The 16773-nt window shown below is 45.7% G+C and carries 14 protein-coding genes; 7 read left to right on the forward strand and 7 right to left on the reverse strand.

Annotated elements, in window-relative coordinates:
* Nucleotides 1-464: 464 nt before the first annotated feature.
* A complete protein-coding gene (locus ACTCCX_RS03710) occupies nucleotides 465-1076 on the reverse strand; it encodes a DUF4230 domain-containing protein (protein ID WP_463274797.1) in 612 nt (203 codons plus the stop codon).
* A 508-nt stretch (nucleotides 1077-1584) separates the two neighbouring features.
* Between ACTCCX_RS03710 and ACTCCX_RS03715 the strand changes: the two genes are divergently transcribed.
* The gene (locus ACTCCX_RS03715; RefSeq protein ID WP_463274798.1) at nucleotides 1585-3309 is read left to right on the forward strand and encodes an ABC transporter ATP-binding protein; all 1725 of its coding nucleotides are present in this window, start codon (nucleotides 1585-1587) and stop codon (nucleotides 3307-3309) included.
* Between the two features lie 290 nt (nucleotides 3310-3599).
* Here the strand turns inward: ACTCCX_RS03715 and ACTCCX_RS03720 are convergent, their stop codons facing one another.
* Entirely contained in the window at nucleotides 3600-4373 is a 774-nt protein-coding gene (locus ACTCCX_RS03720) for an ABC transporter ATP-binding protein (RefSeq protein ID WP_463274799.1), read from the reverse strand.
* Between the two features lie 173 nt (nucleotides 4374-4546).
* On the opposite strand from ACTCCX_RS03720, the gene ACTCCX_RS03725 reads away from it, so the two are divergent.
* The 5 genes from ACTCCX_RS03725 (at nucleotide 4547) to ilvA (ending at nucleotide 10171) form a co-directional block, all read left to right on the forward strand.
* On the forward strand, nucleotides 4547-5416 hold the full coding sequence (locus tag ACTCCX_RS03725) for a patatin-like phospholipase family protein (RefSeq protein WP_463274800.1): 870 nt from the start codon (nucleotides 4547-4549) through the stop codon (nucleotides 5414-5416).
* Between the two features lie 358 nt (nucleotides 5417-5774).
* Nucleotides 5775-7475: a biosynthetic-type acetolactate synthase large subunit gene (ilvB, locus tag ACTCCX_RS03730; RefSeq protein WP_463274801.1), complete on the forward strand. Its 1701-nt coding sequence runs from the start codon at nucleotides 5775-5777 to the stop codon at nucleotides 7473-7475.
* Nucleotides 7476-7479: 4 nt separating this feature from the next.
* Nucleotides 7480-7740: an acetolactate synthase small subunit gene (ilvN, locus tag ACTCCX_RS03735; RefSeq protein WP_319471129.1), complete on the forward strand. Its 261-nt coding sequence runs from the start codon at nucleotides 7480-7482 to the stop codon at nucleotides 7738-7740.
* A gap of 87 nt (nucleotides 7741-7827) precedes the next feature.
* On the forward strand, nucleotides 7828-8823 hold the full coding sequence (gene ilvC / locus ACTCCX_RS03740) for a ketol-acid reductoisomerase (protein ID WP_463274802.1): 996 nt from the start codon (nucleotides 7828-7830) through the stop codon (nucleotides 8821-8823).
* 85 nt (nucleotides 8824-8908) lie between these two features.
* Nucleotides 8909-10171 (forward strand): threonine ammonia-lyase IlvA, encoded by a 1263-nt coding sequence (gene ilvA, locus ACTCCX_RS03745; RefSeq protein ID WP_463274803.1) that lies wholly within the window; start codon nucleotides 8909-8911, stop codon nucleotides 10169-10171.
* A gap of 152 nt (nucleotides 10172-10323) precedes the next feature.
* On the opposite strand, the gene ACTCCX_RS03750 is transcribed toward ilvA, so the two are convergent.
* From ACTCCX_RS03750 to opp3b, 5 genes are all read right to left on the reverse strand, one after another.
* Nucleotides 10324-11973, reverse strand: a complete 1650-nt coding sequence (locus ACTCCX_RS03750) for a peptide ABC transporter substrate-binding protein (protein WP_463274804.1) — start codon at nucleotides 11971-11973, stop codon at nucleotides 10324-10326.
* A gap of 160 nt (nucleotides 11974-12133) precedes the next feature.
* On the reverse strand, nucleotides 12134-13078 hold the full coding sequence (locus ACTCCX_RS03755) for an ABC transporter ATP-binding protein (RefSeq protein ID WP_463274805.1): 945 nt from the start codon (nucleotides 13076-13078) through the stop codon (nucleotides 12134-12136).
* Nucleotides 13078-14223, reverse strand: a complete 1146-nt coding sequence (locus tag ACTCCX_RS03760; protein ID WP_463274806.1) for an ABC transporter ATP-binding protein — start codon at nucleotides 14221-14223, stop codon at nucleotides 13078-13080. Before ACTCCX_RS03760 ends, ACTCCX_RS03755 begins: the two co-directional genes overlap by 1 nt.
* 11 nt (nucleotides 14224-14234) lie before the next feature.
* A complete protein-coding gene (gene opp3C / locus ACTCCX_RS03765; protein ID WP_463274807.1) occupies nucleotides 14235-15281 on the reverse strand; it encodes an oligopeptide ABC transporter permease in 1047 nt (348 codons plus the stop codon).
* Between the two features lie 2 nt (nucleotides 15282-15283).
* On the reverse strand, nucleotides 15284-16228 hold the full coding sequence (opp3b, locus tag ACTCCX_RS03770) for an oligopeptide ABC transporter permease (RefSeq protein WP_463274808.1): 945 nt from the start codon (nucleotides 16226-16228) through the stop codon (nucleotides 15284-15286).
* Nucleotides 16229-16397: 169 nt separating this feature from the next.
* On the opposite strand from opp3b, the gene ACTCCX_RS03775 reads away from it, so the two are divergent.
* Entirely contained in the window at nucleotides 16398-16760 is a 363-nt protein-coding gene (locus ACTCCX_RS03775; RefSeq protein WP_463274809.1) for a DUF3899 domain-containing protein, read from the forward strand.
* Nucleotides 16761-16773: the final 13 nt, after the last annotated feature.

A 16773-nucleotide genomic window follows, 5' to 3' on the forward strand; every position in this document is an offset into this window, starting at 1 on the left:
AGTATATGCCATTCATCCAAAAATGACAGACGAAACGCTTAGGTTGAAATAAATTTGTCTAGACTATTCATCCCGGAATCAAATGAGTGAAACATTCTTTCCAAAATATCCGATTGCCTGGTAGCAGCGGGATATGGTACTTTACAGACAGATAGACTTTTGATTGGAGGCGAACCGCATCAACATCGAAAAAATCAAATACTACATTGACCTGGTGGACTGCCCCAGTTTCACGGAGACAGCCAAACGAAACTATGTGTCGCAGACGACCATCAGCCAGACGGTTCGAACACGCTGACGACTTCCAAGTCGGCGAACGTCACTCGGAAGATAACTAAATCCAATAAGTAAGAAGGGACTCTCTCAAAGTCAATTGAAGTTGAATTTTGAGAAAGTCCCTATTTGTGTGGTTTTTCAGCATAAAAAGAGTACCCGCTCGGCGGTAATTCTCACCAGTAATAATTTTAATAGAACTCAATTATAACATCATCGTAACCACTGGAGCTATAATGAGAAATCAGCAATAACTCTGCCCTTTTGTCTGCCTCTTCCAAAAAACCATTGTTAATTTTTTCTTCTTCAAGTTGTTTTTTATGAGCATTTATTTCGTCAATGATGGTCTGAGTGGGATAATCCGAAAATATATTTCCTTTGACATCTTCCACTTTCGTTTTTTCGGTCTCAACAACATTATCGAGTATATAGGATTTCGGCACTTTGACCAATAATCGTTTGGATACTTCATCATACGATGGTTTAACCTTAGAAAAATCTGTTCCGGCCTTTAGATATCCAGAATATTCGATTAATTTGATTGCCTCTGCAAAATTAAAATCAGGAAATCCGGGTACTGGTATAGTCCTATCTGTACGGCTTATGATTACATTACTGTATTCATACTTTAATGTTGCCAATTCTGAAAGTTCCACTAATTTTTCCTGCGTTAAAGCTGTTTCTGATGTTTTATTAGTTTGGATGGAAATTATTTCAGTTTTGTTTAGTATAAATAATCCGACTGTCAAAACAAACACTATAGTAAGTATTGACACTAGCCGTTCCTTTAGTTTTTTCATCATGAAATACTCCTCACATATTAATTTTAAGACGACCCCTTCACTTTTATTATGCCATCTCAAATAGAAGGCCGCCGAACAATTATCGTCATAGGAAATCAAAAAATTGTCTCCTAATGGAGCGTATTTCACCACTCGGCCGTATAACTTTGCTCTTAGGAAAAGATCAGTATAGCGAAAAATGTTGCCCTGTCGTAAAAAATTTCTCGACCGTCGATTCAGGTTATGCGCCACTACAGCCGGTCAATAAAGCTAGTGACAATATCGATACAGCGATTGTTCTCAATCTTCCTTCTCATTATCTAACTCCTCCAATTGATTGAGGCCAGTATTCTGGATCATACCAATAGAGGGATATTTTTTATATAATTGTATCACTATGCAAATGTTAAGCAACATTATTCAAACAAACTTATTCCACAAGTCTGTAAGAACTTTAAGAAGCTTATCAATACCTCATTCCATCAATCTATGTTATAACTATATTTGAATGATTTCAAAGGAGGTACCTATGATTAAACGTTTTTTCGGCTATTATAAACCCTACAAGCATCTGTTCATGCTTGATTTTTGTTGTGCTATTTTGGCGGCTGTCCTGGAACTTTCTTTCCCGGTCGTCGTCAACAGCGTCATTGATTCCATTTTGCCTTCCGGGCAGTGGAATTTGATTCTCTTGGTTTCACTGGGGCTGTTGGTTTTGTACATCGTCAACACAGCGATGCAATATATCGTTGTTTATTTCGGTCACGTGCTCGGGGTCAACATCGAAACCGATATGCGCCGTGAACTCTATGGCCATATGCAGAATCAGCCTTTCAGCTACTACGACGACCAGCAGACCGGCAAATTGATGGCGCGGCTGACGACGGATCTGTTCGAAATCTCCGAAGTGGCGCATCACGGCCCTGAGGATGTCTTTATAACGATCATCACCTTGTTGGGATCTTTCCTGTTGATGCTGCAGATCCATGTGCCGTTGGCGATCGCCACTTTCGTCATGATCCCCTTCATCACGATTGCACTCATCTTTTTCAACAAGAAAATGACGAAAATCAACACCCGTATTTTTGAGGATCTGGGCGAATTCAGCGCTGGAATCGAAGCGTCGGTCAGCGGCATCCGAGTTGTGCAGGCATTCGCAAATGAAGTCTATGAAGCGAAACGGTTCGAAGGACTGAACCAAGCCTATCGCCGTTCCAAGATGGCCTTCTACAAAATGATGGGCATCAGTTCTTCCTACAACTATTTACTGATCCGGTTGATAAACCTCTTCGCGTTGTTTTTTGGAGCCTACTACACGATCCAAGGCCAACTTTCCTACGGCGAGTTCGTCGGATTCATCCTCTTGTCCAATATTTTTGTCCGTCCGATCGAAAAAGTGAACACGATGATCGAAAGTTATCCGAAAGGAATAGCCGGCTTCAGACGCTTCACTGAAGAATTGGACCGCACACCGGAAATTCTGGATAAACCGGACGCCATCGAAGTCTCGCATCTGAAAGGTGATATCATCTACAAACAGGTGTCATTCGGCTATGATGGTTCCAAAAAGGTGTTGGACGGCATTGATCTGAAGATTAGGGCTGGAGAGACTGTCGCTTTCGTCGGACCGAGCGGCGCAGGGAAAACAACCTTGTGCAACCTCCTTCCCCGCTTTTATGAGGCGACAGAAGGTACCATCACCGTCGACGGCATCAACATCCAGGATCTGAAGCTCCAGTCCTTGCGTAACCAAATCGGCGTCGTGCAGCAGGATGTCTTCCTATTCCCAGGAACCGTGAGGGAAAACATCGCCTACGGGAAACTGGACGCTACCGATGCCGAAATCGCCCAAGCAGCCCGGATGGCCAATCTCGACAAGGTCATCGCGGAGATGCCCCTTGGATTGGACACGATGATCGGAGAACGCGGCGTCAAACTTTCCGGCGGGCAAAAACAGCGGCTTTCGATTGCGCGCATGTTCCTGAAAAATCCGCCGATCCTTATTTTGGATGAGGCGACTTCCGCGCTGGATACCGAGACTGAGCAAGTCATCCAGGAATCCTTGGATAACTTATCTAAAGGGCGGACGACATTGATCATCGCGCACCGTCTGACGACCATCAAGCATGCCGATCGCATCATCGTCGTCGATGAACAAGGAATTTCCGAACAAGGTTCGCACAAAGAATTGTTGGCTCAGGATGGGACCTATCGTCGTTTGTATGAAGCACAGTTCTTGGGGATCGATCAGTAGTGATGCAACTCCTTCCGATAGAGAATTGAGTTTATACTCAAAAATAACCCGTCAAAGCCACTTTGGAGGGGAAAATCAATTCAAATCACAGTCAGAAAACCCGCCAAAACAACCTTGGCGGGGAAAATGGTCAGCGGATATCACGATATTCCCCGCAAAAACCATTTTGGCGGGTTATTTCGCTCACAATCACGAACTCGAAATTCAGGCCATACAATCATACGAACAAACATAAAAACAAGACCTGCATCCCACCGATTGGGATGCAGGTCTTATTTTTATCAGAGGCTTCATTTCGGAAAGACCGCTAGCCTATTCTTAGACATTCGCATCGTTTGCACCGGTTTTTCGTAGAAATCATTCAGAATTTCTTCCTTCAGCAAGTCGCTTGTTTTGCCGGTCTTATGGATAGAACCATCCTTCAGCAGCATCAGCTTTTTGAAACAGGGTAGGATCTCCTCAGTATGGTGGCTGACGTAGATCATTGTCGGACCTTCAGGTTCATCGGCGATCCGCTGGATATCCTCCAAAAGTTTCTCTTTTGCGAACAGATCTAGGCCATTGCAAGGCTCATCCAGTATCAATATTTCCGGTTCGGCCATCAATGCGCGGGCGATCAAAATAATCTGTTGCTGTCCTTGAGACAGGATGCCGTAGCGGAACCCGATCAATTCTTTTCCTCCGCATTTGATCAGCAGGTCCAGCGCCTTTTGTTTTTCGGCTTCAGTCGGGACGGTCCAGACGCCTATCGAAGCGAATTTTCCGCTGAGGACGATGTTTTCAGCGATGTCATTGGGATTCAGCTGTTGCTGCAGGGCGGAGCTGACCCAGCCTATCCGTTTGCGCAACTCGGGGATGGCCGTTTGACCGAAAGTCTCGCCCAACACGACCAGTTTGCCGCTGCTGGGCCACAGATAGCCATTCAACAGTTGAAGCAAGGTTGTCTTGCCGGAGCCGTTCAAGCCGAGTATGGCCCAGTGCTCGCCTTTTTTTGCGTGCCAATTGATGTCGTTCAAAATTTTCCGGTTATCGCGAATGACATTCACGTGGTCAAATCTGATCATTCCATCACCCCATCTAAAGTTTTGTGGTTCTTGGGTATCTTTATTGCGAATATACCACATTTGCCCCATCCGGAAAAGGCTTTCGCTATCCCACAGCTTACAAAATAAATAATAAGAAAAGCATCGCTTCACACGGGAATGTCATCTATACTATATAGTGAGGTGGGAAATGTATGGACCAAAACAAAGAAAAAGTATCCTTGATCATCGAAGGAGGAGCCATGCGTGGCGTCTTTTGCGCAGGCGTCATCAGCACTCTATTGCGTCAAGAAATCTACTTGGATTACGTCATCGGGGTATCTTCCGGATCAGCCAATGGCATCAATTATGTCAGCAGGGACCTTATCCGCACAAAAGCTTCTTTTGTCGATATCGCGGCAAATCCGGCTTTCTCGGGAATGAAATATCTCCTCAATGGCCAGGGTTATTTCAACACAAAATATATCTATGAAGATGCAATCACGACGGATATCCCCTTCCAATTTGATTCTTTCAAACACAATCCGGCTACCATGAAGATTGTTGCGACGGATATGGAAACAGCCAAGCCGGTGTATTTCGATAAGGAAGACATCGCAACCAGCGCAGAATTGGCGCTCAAAATCCGGGCATCATCTACTGTGCCGTTGCTGATGCCTCCAACGCAAATCAATGGTAAATTCTATCTGGACGGCGGCATCGTCGACTCGCTGCCAATCGAAAAAGCGATCGCAGACGGCAACCAAAAGCACGTGATCATCCTGACCCGCCCGCGCGGCTACATCAAAGAAAAGCAGCGTTTCAATACGGTCATCCGGCGTCAGCTAAGGGCTTACCCCGAAATTGTCGCAGCCATCGAACAGCGGCACATCGTATACAACCGATCCATGACCCTGATCGAACGCTTGGAAAAAGACAACAAGGCTTTCGTCATTGCGCCCGATCAGCTTTCCATAGGCAGGATGGAGCGGAACGTGCAAAGGCTTGATGCTTATTATCAATATGCAGAGAGGGCCGCAGAAAGACGGCTACCCGAGCTGCATGACTTTTTGTCAAGCAGCTGAAGCGCACAAAAGAATCAGCTGGCTGGTTCATTTCAGCCAATTATTAGAAATAAGTGAAAATAATGTGAAAATTTTCGTTGACACTCTCATGTAAATCTTATATGATTATATCAATCACTTAAGCAATAACAAATCCATATAGAAATCAGGTATCCCATATGAAAACGATGAATCCACTAAACATTATTATCGTCTTAATGATCTAGGAGTTAAACACTGTAGAAATTTTTTACAGATTGTTTAAGTCCTATTTGTGGTAATCAAATGGGATGAAGCATCCCATCATTAATTGATGAGGATGCTTTTTTTTATCCATATGGCAACAGACATAGGAAAAACGAGAAATGGGGAGATTACAATGGAATCGGAAATGAAAACTAAAACAAAAAAAGGCGTAACCCTTCTTGTTGAAGCATTGAAAAAAGAAGGTGTTGAAGTTCTGTTCGGCTATCCAGGCGGTGCTGTCCTCCACATCTACGATGAATTCTACAAATCCGAATCGAATCACGTATTGACTAGACATGAACAAGGTGCTGTCCACGCGGCTGACGGTTATGCCCGCGCTACCGGCAAACCCGGCGTTTGTATCGTTACAAGCGGCCCCGGCGCAACAAATGCGTTGACCGGTATCGCGACCGCTCAGATGGATTCCGTTCCTTTGATCGTGATTACTGGACAAGTGCATGAAGCGGGCATCGGCAAGGACGCTTTCCAGGAAACGGACATGATCGGGATGACGACACCCGTGACGAAATACAACTATCAAGTGCGGGATGCCAAAGATATTCCGCGCATCATCCACGAAGCATTCTACCTGGCGAATACAGGCAGAAAAGGACCGGTCGTCATCGATATTCCAAAAAACATCGGTGTCCAGGAAGTCTCATATGAAGCGTATACCCAAGCAGAAAAAAATCTGCCTGGATACAAACCGGAATGTTTGCCTGTTCCGGAACAGATTGCAAAGGTGAATGAAGCGATTGCTGCAAGCAAAAAACCGATCATTTTGGCCGGTCATGGCGTTGTCCATGCGCAAGCTGAGAAAGAACTGCTGGCTTTTGCGGAATACTACCAAATTCCCGTTATAAACACGTTGCTGGGTCTGGGCAGCTTCCCTATCAAACATGAACTGGCATTGGGCATGGGCGGTATGCACGGCTCCTACGCTTCGAATATGGCTTTGATGGAATGTGACTTGCTTCTCAACTTCGGTGCCCGCTTTGATGACCGTGTCGCAAGCGACCCAACCAACTTCGCTCCTGAAGCAACGATTGTCCACGTTGACCTTGATAATGCCGAGATCGGCAAAATCATGCACACGCATATCCCGGTATTGTCTGATGCCAGATTGGCTCTGATCATGCTGAACGAAACAAAATTGGCTGAAGTGCCCGACCACTCCGTTTGGTTCAGCCACGTGATGGACAATAAAAAGAAACACCCTTTCCGTTACGAAAAATCAGATACGTTCATCAAACCGCAACATGTAATCGAGCAAGTCGGTGAATTGACGAACGGGGAAGCCATTGTTGTAACGGACGTTGGCCAGCATCAAATGTGGGCTGCCCAATACTATCCTTTCAAACAAGGAAAACAGTTGCTGACAAGCGGCGGTTTGGGAACGATGGGCTTCGGTGTTCCGGCAGCGATTGGTGCGCAAATGGCCTTTCCTGATAAAACAGTTGTCTGTTTCGTTGGAGATGGCGGCTTCCAGATGACCAACCAAGAATTGGCGATCTTGAATGCCAACAGGCTGAACGTGAAGTACTTCATTCTGAATAATGAAGTATTGGGTATGGTTCATCAATGGCAGAACAAATTCTACAAAGGCCGCTACTCCCATTCCGAAATTCCGGATTCACCGGATTTCGTTAAACTTGCTGATGCATACGGGATCACAGCTGCAAGAGTGTCCGATCCGGATAAGGTGGATGAAGCGATCCAGACTGCCTTAAATTATCCAGGTCCGTATGTCTTGGATATCCTGATTTCCAAAGATGAATTGGTATTCCCTATGGTTGCCAGTGGACGGCCAAATAACGAAATGGAAGGTGTGTAGGAATATGCTAAGATTAATCCAAACCAAAGTCGTGAATAAACCTGGTGTATTGAACCGCATCACGCAGGTTATCCTGAAGCCGCAATACAATATCGATACTTTAACGCTGACCGGTACGGAAGATTACGATGTATCCTTGATCACTGTCGGCATCAACTTCGATACATTAGCTGCTGCCGAATTGTTGACGAAACAGCTTGAAAAACAAGTCGACGTCATCAGCGCAACCGACATCACCGAAAAACGTTTGGGCCTAAGAGCTTAAACCCAACCAACCGCATCATCCTACTGACCGAATCAAATTGCTTAAAAAGCATTGAGAATATAAAAAAACTAAGGAGGTCATTTCAATATGACTAAGGTATACTACGATCAAGACGTAACAGTAAAAGCACTAGAGGGTAAAAAAATCGCCGTTATCGGATATGGTTCGCAAGGACATGCACATTCACAAAACCTTCGCGACAACGGAAATGATGTAATCATCGGAATCCGTGCAGGTAAATCTGCAGATAAAGCTAAAGAAGACGGCTTTGAAGTATTCTCTGTTGCTGAAGCAACAAAACAAGCTGACGTAGTAATGATCCTTATCCCAGATGAGCAACAAGCTGAGGTATATGCAGCTGAGATCGCTCCTAACCTGGAAGCTGGAAATGCCATCGCATTCGGTCACGGATTCAACATCCATTTCGGCACAATCACACCTGCTGCTGATATCGATGTATTCATGGTCGCTCCAAAAGGCCCAGGCCACATGGTTCGCCGTCAATTCGCTAAAGGCTCTGCAGTACCTGCTTTGTTCGCAGTCTACCAAGATGCAACAGGCAACGCAAGAGATCTTGCTCTTGCTTGGACACAAGGAGTCGGCGCTACACGCGTAGGCGTTTTGGAAACAACCTTCAAAGAGGAAACTGAAACTGACTTGTTCGGTGAACAAGCAGTATTGTGCGGCGGAACAACTCACTTGGTTCAAGCAGGTTTCGAAACATTGGTCGAAGCTGGCTACCAACCAGAAATCGCTTATTTCGAAGTATTGCATGAATTGAAATTGATCGTTGACTTGATGTATGAAGGCGGCATGGAAAAAATGCGTTACTCCATCTCAAACACAGCAGAATTCGGCGACTATGTTTCTGGACCACGCGTCATCACTCCGGATGTTAAAGACCGCATGAAGGACGTTTTGACGGATATCCAAACAGGCGCATTCGCTAAACGCTTCACTGATGATTACAAAGCTGGCTTCCCTGACTTCCACGCAATGCGCGCTAAGCAACAAGGCCACCAAATCGAAGCAGTCGGCGCTGAATTGCGTAAAATGATGCCTTTCGTAAACGAACAACAATAATAATTCGACCTTTTAGTTGAGAGCAATCCTTATTTTAAGCCTTCTCTCGTCATGATTGAATTAATAAAGATGGGGAGCAGATAGAATGATAGATGACTTAGTGAACAAAGAAGACGTGCTTAAAGCATATAAAGTACTGCGCAGTGTGGTCAAGCAGACCCCTTTGCAGCATGATGCGTATTTATCCCAAAAGTATCATGCCAACATCTTTTTGAAGCGGGAGGACCTTCAGATTGTCCGCTCCTTCAAATTGAGAGGCGCTTATTATGCCATATCGCAGCTGAGCGAAGCCGAGACGGAGACCGGGGTAACCTGTGCTTCAGCCGGCAACCATGCGCAAGGGGTAGCTTACACATGCAACCACTTAGGCATCAAAGCTACCATCTTCATGCCGTCGACAACCCCTTCCCAAAAAATAGACCAAGTCCGTTATTTCGGGAAAGAGCATGTTGAGATCAAACTGATCGGCGATACCTTCGACGAGTCGAACGAAGCCGCCCATGTCTATGCGGATGAACACAATCTGACTTTCATTGAACCTTTCAATGATCGCAATGTGATTGCCGGGCAAGGCACTTTGGCAGTGGAAATCCACCAGGATCTCGTTGCCGAAGGTGAAACGGCTGATATGGTATTCGCCGCCATCGGTGGAGGCGGCTTGATTTCAGGCGTCAGCAGCTACATGAAGGAGGCCATGCCCGAAACCAAGATCATCGGCGTGGAATCCTTGGGTGCCCCTGGCATGAAAGCTTCGCTTGATGCGAATAAAGTCACGACTTTGACTGATATTGATAAATTCTGTGACGGGACAGCTGTTGCGACAGTCGGCGATTTGACTTTCAGACACTGCCAAAAAAATGTCGATGACATCTTGGTCGTGCCTGAAGGACAAGTTTGCGGAACCATCATCGATTTATACACTAAACAAGCTATCGTAGCGGAACCATCCGGCGCACTCTCCGTTTCTGCCTTGGAACAATACAAAGAAGAAATCAGAGATAAAACAGTCGTCTGCATCGTCAGCGGCGGAAATAATGATATCAACCGAATGGCTGAAATCGATGAACGCTCACTGCTCTATCAAGGTCTGAAACACTATTTTATAGTGAACTTCCCGCAGAGGGCCGGTGCGCTGAAAGAGTTCGTGAATGACATCTTGGGCGCAAACGATGATATCACCAAATTCGAGTATACGAAAAAGGTCCACCGCAGTGAAGGACCGGTACTGATCGGAATCTTGTTGAAAAATAAAGACGATATCGAAGGCCTGCTCAGCAGACTCGAAAAATTCGATCCGCATTACATTTCGGTGAACGAGAATTCCAAACTGTATTCCTTTCTGATTTGATCCAAATCAAAACCTGAAGCGAGCTTCTCCAACGAGGCTCGCTTCAGGTTTTTTGTTTGTTTGGATGCCCAGCATCACCCGCTCTGCCAGCACTGAAGTACACTAAGAAGGGCCGACTCATGTGAGTCGGCCCTTCTTAGTGTTAGACATACTTATTCTTCGATATAAGCTCTGCTCAAGTCAAATTCATTGCCCACAGAATTGAAGATGATGCCTTTCAAGTTAGGATTTCTGAGTTGTGTTTCAGCTTCCTGGTAAAGCGGGATGATGGCTGCATCCTCCATGATCAGCTTGTGGGCAGCCATCAGATCAGCCCAGCGCGCTTCCGGATTGTTTGCGTTTGTTGTTTTTGATGCATCAATCAAAGCATCGAATTCTGCATTCGCATATTGTCCTTCATTGTAGGCGGAAGTGCTGTACAGCAAGTCCATGTAGTTGATCGCATCAGCGAAATCCGCTCCCCAACCGGTCTGCAATAGGTCGAATTCATCTTGATTCGCCAATTCCAAACGGTTTTTCTTCGGTACATTGCGCAATTCCACTGAGATGCCTTCCAAGTTGTTTTGGATTTGACCTTGGATGTATTGGCTGATTTTTTTGTTCTTTTCATCATCATCCCCAACCAAGGAGAATGTGATTTCATCTACACCTAATTCAGCTTTCGCTTCATCCCAAAGTGTTTTTGCTTGTTCCAGATCATATTCCAGGTAAGAGCCTGCTTCAGCGGCAAAGTCTTCGCCGGTCGTCGGGTTGCTGACAAAATCAGCCGGCAGGAAGCCGCCGATTGGTGTCGAACCGTCTCCGATGACACTCTCAACCAATTCGTTGCGGTTGATGACAAGTCCGATGGCTGCTCTCAGCTTCGCATTTTGCAGATAGACGTTGTCGTGGTTGAATTCGATGTACGCCGTGCGGGCTTTTTTCTGAACAACCACGTTCGGATCTGTCGCTAATTGTTTAACCAATTCGCCGGTCACTTGTGCGTTGTCCACTGATCCTTGTTGGAACAGATTTACGACTGTGCTGGTTTCTTTGATTACTTGAACATTCACTTCTTCCAATTGCACTTCGTCGGCTGCATAGTAATCTTCGTTCTTCACCAGGTCCCAAGTCAGGCCAGTGCCATCCCAGTTCTCGATTGTGAATGGTCCATTAGCCAAAATGTTTTCGCTGTTTGTTCCATATTTATCACCTTTTTCAGTCACAAACGCTTCATTTTGGGGGTAGAACGCACTGAATGCCAATAATGATTCAAAGTATGGTGTCGGTTGCGTCAACTCGATTGTGATTTCAGTGTCGCTTACCGCCGTTACACCCAACTCTTCAGGAGCCATTTCTCCGGCCATGATTTCATTGGCATTTTTGATGGTTTCAGCCAAGTAAGAGTAGGATGCCCCCGCTTCCGGATCCACCAGTCTTCGCCAAGCGAACACGAAATCGTTTGCTGTCACAGGCTCTCCGTTTGACCAGACAGCATCGTCGCGCAGTTTATAGGTATAGGTCAAGCCATCCTCCGAAACAGTCCCTGCTTCCGCAGCGATTGCCGGTACTGGCTTTCCTTCGGCATTGATTTTCAATAAGCCTTCGATTGCGTGTCCGATGTAGTTCGAACTGTTGATATCCGTCATCAGCGTTGTATCCAACGTCGCCAATTCCGTTGGTGCCGTATAATTGACTACTTGTCCGCCGGTGCCTTCACTTGCATTGTTTGCTGCGCTGTCGTCCGTTGCGCCCTCGCCTCCGCAAGCTGCCAAGATGACGGCTGTTGTAGCCAAAATGAAAGAACTTCTCAATCTCCTCATGTAAATCTCCCCTTTTTCTCTTCGTATTTTAATATTGTACTACAAATAGTTAGAATATTCCATATATATCGGCAACTATTATCATATAAAATTCATAAACCGGTCGTTTCATTAATTTTATATGGCAAAAAAGCCCGGAACAAGTTCCGGACTTTTTGTATCAATAATTTTCGTATTTTGCTTTCAAGACAGGAACATCGGACTCGCGGCAGTATACAAAGTGCCCAGGAACGATTTCCCGCATTGCTTCCGGCTCGCCATTGTCTTCACGAGGGACATAGGTGAAGCGAGTGCGGTTGCGCTCATAAACCGGATCCGGCAGCGGTATGGCCGATAACAGGCTTTCCGTATACGGATGTAAAGGCTTGTTGTAAACTTCGTCTGCGGGTGCTAATTCGACCAATTTACCGAAGTACATAACACCGATGCGGTTGCTGATGTACTTGACCATCGACAAATCATGCGCGATGAACAAGAAAGTCAGTTTTTGTTTTTGTTGCAATTCCATCAGCAAGTTGACCACTTGCGCTTGGATGGATACATCCAAAGCGGAAATAGGCTCGTCGGCAATGATGAGCTTCGGATTCACCGCTAAGGCTCTGGCGATTCCGATACGCTGTCTTTGGCCACCGGAGAACTCATGCGGATAACGGGAAGAATGGTCTTTGTTCAATCCAACCAAATCCAACAATTCAGCGACCCGATCATCGACTTCCTGCTCGGTAGCCGCAAGTCCGTGGATTTTCAAACCTTCAGCAATGATGTCGCGTACTTTCATGCGGGGATTCAAAGATGCGTACGGATCCTGGAAGATCATCTGCATGTCTTTACGGAAAGCAAGTTGTTCCTTTCTGTCATGCAGCGTATGGATTTCGGTGCCATCAAAAAAGATTTCGCCGGAAGTCGGGTTGTACAAGCGGATGATTGCGCGACCGGTTGTCGTTTTTCCGCAACCGGATTCCCCTACCAAACCAAGTGTTTCACCTTCATATATGTCAAAGGAAACGTCATCAACAGCTCGGACTTCATTCTTGGTGCCGACGTTGAAATATTGTTTCAGGTTTTTTACTTCCAGAATTTTTTTCTGTCCTGTTGTGTCATACATTACAGCAGTCCTCCTTTCTCAGTGATTTTTGAATCGATCGACGGGCCGTTTTCGTGAGAGAGAACAGCCGGTTCATTATCTTCTGTATCCATCACTTTTAATTCATCGGATGGAGCAAGGTTCATTTTGGAGAAAGTTGCACGTCGGTTCATGATGCCCTCTGGAGGGATCACGGACGGAGCGTCCGGATGCAATAACCAGGTAGCAGCCGAATGGGTCTCCGATACCTTGAAGAACGGCGGATCGTACAAGGTATCGACTTTCATCGCATATTCGCTCCGGGGCGCAAAAGCATCACCAGTCGGAGGATCCAACAAATCCGGAGGCGTCCCAGGGATTGCATAGAGCGTTCCCTGGGTGTCCAATGTCGGCATCGAGCTTAACAGTCCCCAAGTATACGGATGCTGCGGATTGTAGAAAATTTCATCGACAGTCCCTACTTCAACGATTTTACCGGCATACATGACGGCTACGCGGTCTGCGACGTTCGCGACTACACCCAAGTCGTGGGTGATGAAAATGATCGAAGTCTTGATTTTTTGTTGCAGATCCTTCATCAATTCCAGGATCTGTGCTTGAATCGTAACGTCAAGCGCTGTAGTCGGTTCATCCGCAATCAGAATGTCCGGGTTACAACCCAAGGCGATCGCGATAACGATCCGTTGGCGCTGTCCACCCGAAAATTGGTGCGGATACTGCTTCATTCTTTTGGCAGGGTTCGGAATACCTACAAGCTGCAACAGTTCTTCCGCTTTTTTGTAGGCTTCCTCCTTGCTGATGTTTTGGTGTTTGATGATAGGTTCAGCGATCTGCTTGCCGATTTTTTGAGTCGGGTTCAAAGAAGTCATCGGATCTTGGAAAATCATCGCGATTTCCGAACCGCGGATCTTCTGCATTTCTTTTTCGGTTTTGTGCACTAAATCTTCGCCTTTGAATAAAATCTCTCCGTGTTCAATATTGGCGTTGTTTGCCAACAGACGCATGATGCTGCGGCTAGTCACTGACTTACCAGAGCCGGATTCACCAACGATGGCTAATGTTTCACCTGGCTTCAGGTCAAAACTGACGCCACGGATCGCTTTTACTTTACCTGCATAGGTATCAAAAGTAATTTGTAGGTCTTTTACTTCCAATATATTTTCCATCTGGTTACCTCCTAATCTCTCATTTTTGGATCGAACGCGTCACGAAGTCCATCAGCCAATAAGTTGAAGCAGATCATGATGACGCTCATGATGCCGGCTGGATACCACATAAGATGCGGCAAGAAACGGAATGTCTTGTAGCCATCGTTGATCAATGTACCAAGCGATGCATTCGGAGCAGGAATACCGATACCGATAAAGCTTAGGAATGCTTCGAAGAAGATTGCCGATGGAATCGAGAACATAACTTGAATGATGATGACACCAGCTAAGTTAGGCAAGATGTGTCTGAAGGCGATTTTCATCGGAGACTGCCCCAAAGTACGCGCAGCCAAGATGTATTCCTGGTTTTTCAGTTTCAGGGTTTGCGCTCGGACCACACGCGCCATCGAAAGCCATTCAGTCAAAGCCAGAGCAATGATGATGGAACTGATGCCGGGTTTCAAAACAAGCAGCATCAGAATAACGACCACCAAGTTCGGCACACCGGAAAGGATTTCCAGAATACGTTGCATGATATTGTCGACTCTTCCGCCCAACCAGCCGGATGTCAGACCATAAACAACTCCGAGTGTCAGATTGAATAAGGCTGCCATGAAAGCAATGAACAAGGACACGCGGGTACCGTAAAGGATCCGCGACAACAAATCGCGTCCCAGGCTATCCGTACCGAGATAGTAATAGACGTCCTCAGGAACATTGGATGCTTCATACTTATCGATGACAACGCCATTCTGTTTCACGGTTCCGTTCAGACCATTGATGTCGATGCCTGGAATCTTCGGTGGCATATTCGCGTACTGGACAGTCTGCGCATTCGGGTCATGCGGTGCGATGACAGGAGCTAAGAGACTGGACATGCTGATGATGATCAGGATGATCAGACTGACCATCGCAACTTTGTTTTTCTTCAGACGGCGCCAAGAGTCCGCCATAAAACTTAGGGAAGGCGCTGAGATCTTTTCTTTGTCTTGCATACTTGACTCGGAAGCCGATTCGAAAAGGTCTTTTGTAATCGTCGGCGTAGCTGCTGTATTGCGTAATTCATTTTCACTCATTCTTATTCCCCTCCTTCTGTAGCGACTCGGATACGAGGGTCGATAATACCGTAAAGGATGTCAACCAGCAAAATGACGATGACCAACATGGTCGAATACATCATAGTGACACCCATGATTGTCGGATAGTCATTTGTCAAAATGGATTTTACGAATTGCTCCCCTATACCCGGGATGGCAAAAATATTTTCGACAACCATCGAACCGGTCATCAAACCGACTGTCATCGGGCCGATGATGGTAACCAACGGAATCAGCGCATTACGGATACCGTGTTTGAATGCGACTTCCCAACGGCTCAGGCCTTTAGCCCGCGCGAGTTCAACGTAGTCGCTTCCCAATACATCGACCATTTCGGTCCGCATGAACCGGGCCGAATCGGCGAGCGGCGAAATGCTTAACGCGATCGTTGGCAGAATCGAAGAGCGGAAGCCCTCATTCCACAAAGCAATCGGCAACACTTTCAGCCATACCCCGAATACCAACTGTAAAATTACTGCAAAAACAAAGTTAGGGATCGAACGGCCGACGATGGCTGTCAAAGTGGCTACTGTATCCACCCAAGTACCCTGTCTCATCGCTGCGATCACACCCAGCACTATGCCGAGAATCGTCCCGATAATGACTGCCTGAAGCCCCAGTTGCATGGATGGGCCTATCCGGCTACTTAGCAAATCCGTGACCGGAGTATTATTGAACTGGAATGAAACACCCATGTCTCCGCGTACTAGTCCAAAAATGTAGACTGCGTATTGAACCAATATCGGTTTATTCAGTCCGTACTTCTCATTCATGATAAAAATTTGTTCCTCAGATAACTTATCTTGGTTACTGTATGGTGTACCCGGCAAAGCTTTCATCAGAAAAAAAGTTATCGATGCAATCAAAAACAACGTAATTGCCATATATAAAATACGCTTGCCGATGTACTTTGCATAACTTTTCATCGTTTGTCATCCTCCATTATTTAGTTATTTTGTAAATAGCACCTGATAGTATATCATATTTAAATATACAAAAAAGAAAATGAACACAAAATCAAATCATATTTTAATTGAGTTTTCTTTCTTTTTTTTGTACATTTAAAATTGAGAAAACAAAAAGGAGCCAAAATAGGTGAACTTCACAAAAAAAAACGTACTTGTTTCATTATTCATTTTTATTTGCGCATTGCTGTATCAACTGATTAAATACGGATTCTTAAGTTGGACCGAAACATCCAACATCCTGTTCATGATAGCGGGTATTTTGTTGATCATCGGTTTATCCGGTCTCGTGTTGGCTTCCGGAAGTTTTGACTTCTTTCACTACAGCGTCAGAAAAACGCTCCGAAGAGAACCTAAGGAGGATGGCTTTAGGGAACCATTGGATCCGCATGCACTATCATCTTCCGTCGGGAGAAGTTATCAAAATGTCCTGACTATCGGTATTTTGTTGTTGGGGATCAGCATCATCTGTCTCTGGGATTATATTTTATAAACAAAACATCCAT

Source organism: Trichococcus sp. (assembly GCF_055118575.1).

Bases quoted from the DNA above. Each gene is read 5' to 3' on its own strand.
- ACTCCX_RS03715 (WP_463274798.1), top strand. From the start codon at position 1,585: ATGATTAAACGTTTTTTCGGCTATTATAAACCCTACAAGCATCTGTTC.
- ilvC (WP_463274802.1), top strand. From the start codon at position 7,828: ATGACTAAGGTATACTACGATCAAGACGTAACAGTAAAAGCACTAGAG.
- opp3C (WP_463274807.1), bottom strand. From the start codon at position 15,281: ATGAGTGAAAATGAATTACGCAATACAGCAGCTACGCCGACGATTACA.
- ACTCCX_RS03760 (WP_463274806.1), bottom strand. From the start codon at position 14,223: ATGGAAAATATATTGGAAGTAAAAGACCTACAAATTACTTTTGATACC.
- opp3b (WP_463274808.1), bottom strand. From the start codon at position 16,228: ATGAAAAGTTATGCAAAGTACATCGGCAAGCGTATTTTATATATGGCA.
- ACTCCX_RS03710 (WP_463274797.1), bottom strand. From the start codon at position 1,076: ATGATGAAAAAACTAAAGGAACGGCTAGTGTCAATACTTACTATAGTG.
- ACTCCX_RS03725 (WP_463274800.1), top strand. From the start codon at position 4,547: ATGGACCAAAACAAAGAAAAAGTATCCTTGATCATCGAAGGAGGAGCC.
- ACTCCX_RS03755 (WP_463274805.1), bottom strand. From the start codon at position 13,078: ATGTATGACACAACAGGACAGAAAAAAATTCTGGAAGTAAAAAACCTG.
- ACTCCX_RS03750 (WP_463274804.1), bottom strand. From the start codon at position 11,973: ATGAGGAGATTGAGAAGTTCTTTCATTTTGGCTACAACAGCCGTCATC.
- ilvN (WP_319471129.1), top strand. From the start codon at position 7,480: ATGCTAAGATTAATCCAAACCAAAGTCGTGAATAAACCTGGTGTATTG.
- ilvA (WP_463274803.1), top strand. From the start codon at position 8,909: ATGATAGATGACTTAGTGAACAAAGAAGACGTGCTTAAAGCATATAAA.
- ACTCCX_RS03720 (WP_463274799.1), bottom strand. From the start codon at position 4,373: ATGATCAGATTTGACCACGTGAATGTCATTCGCGATAACCGGAAAATT.
- ilvB (WP_463274801.1), top strand. From the start codon at position 5,775: ATGGAATCGGAAATGAAAACTAAAACAAAAAAAGGCGTAACCCTTCTT.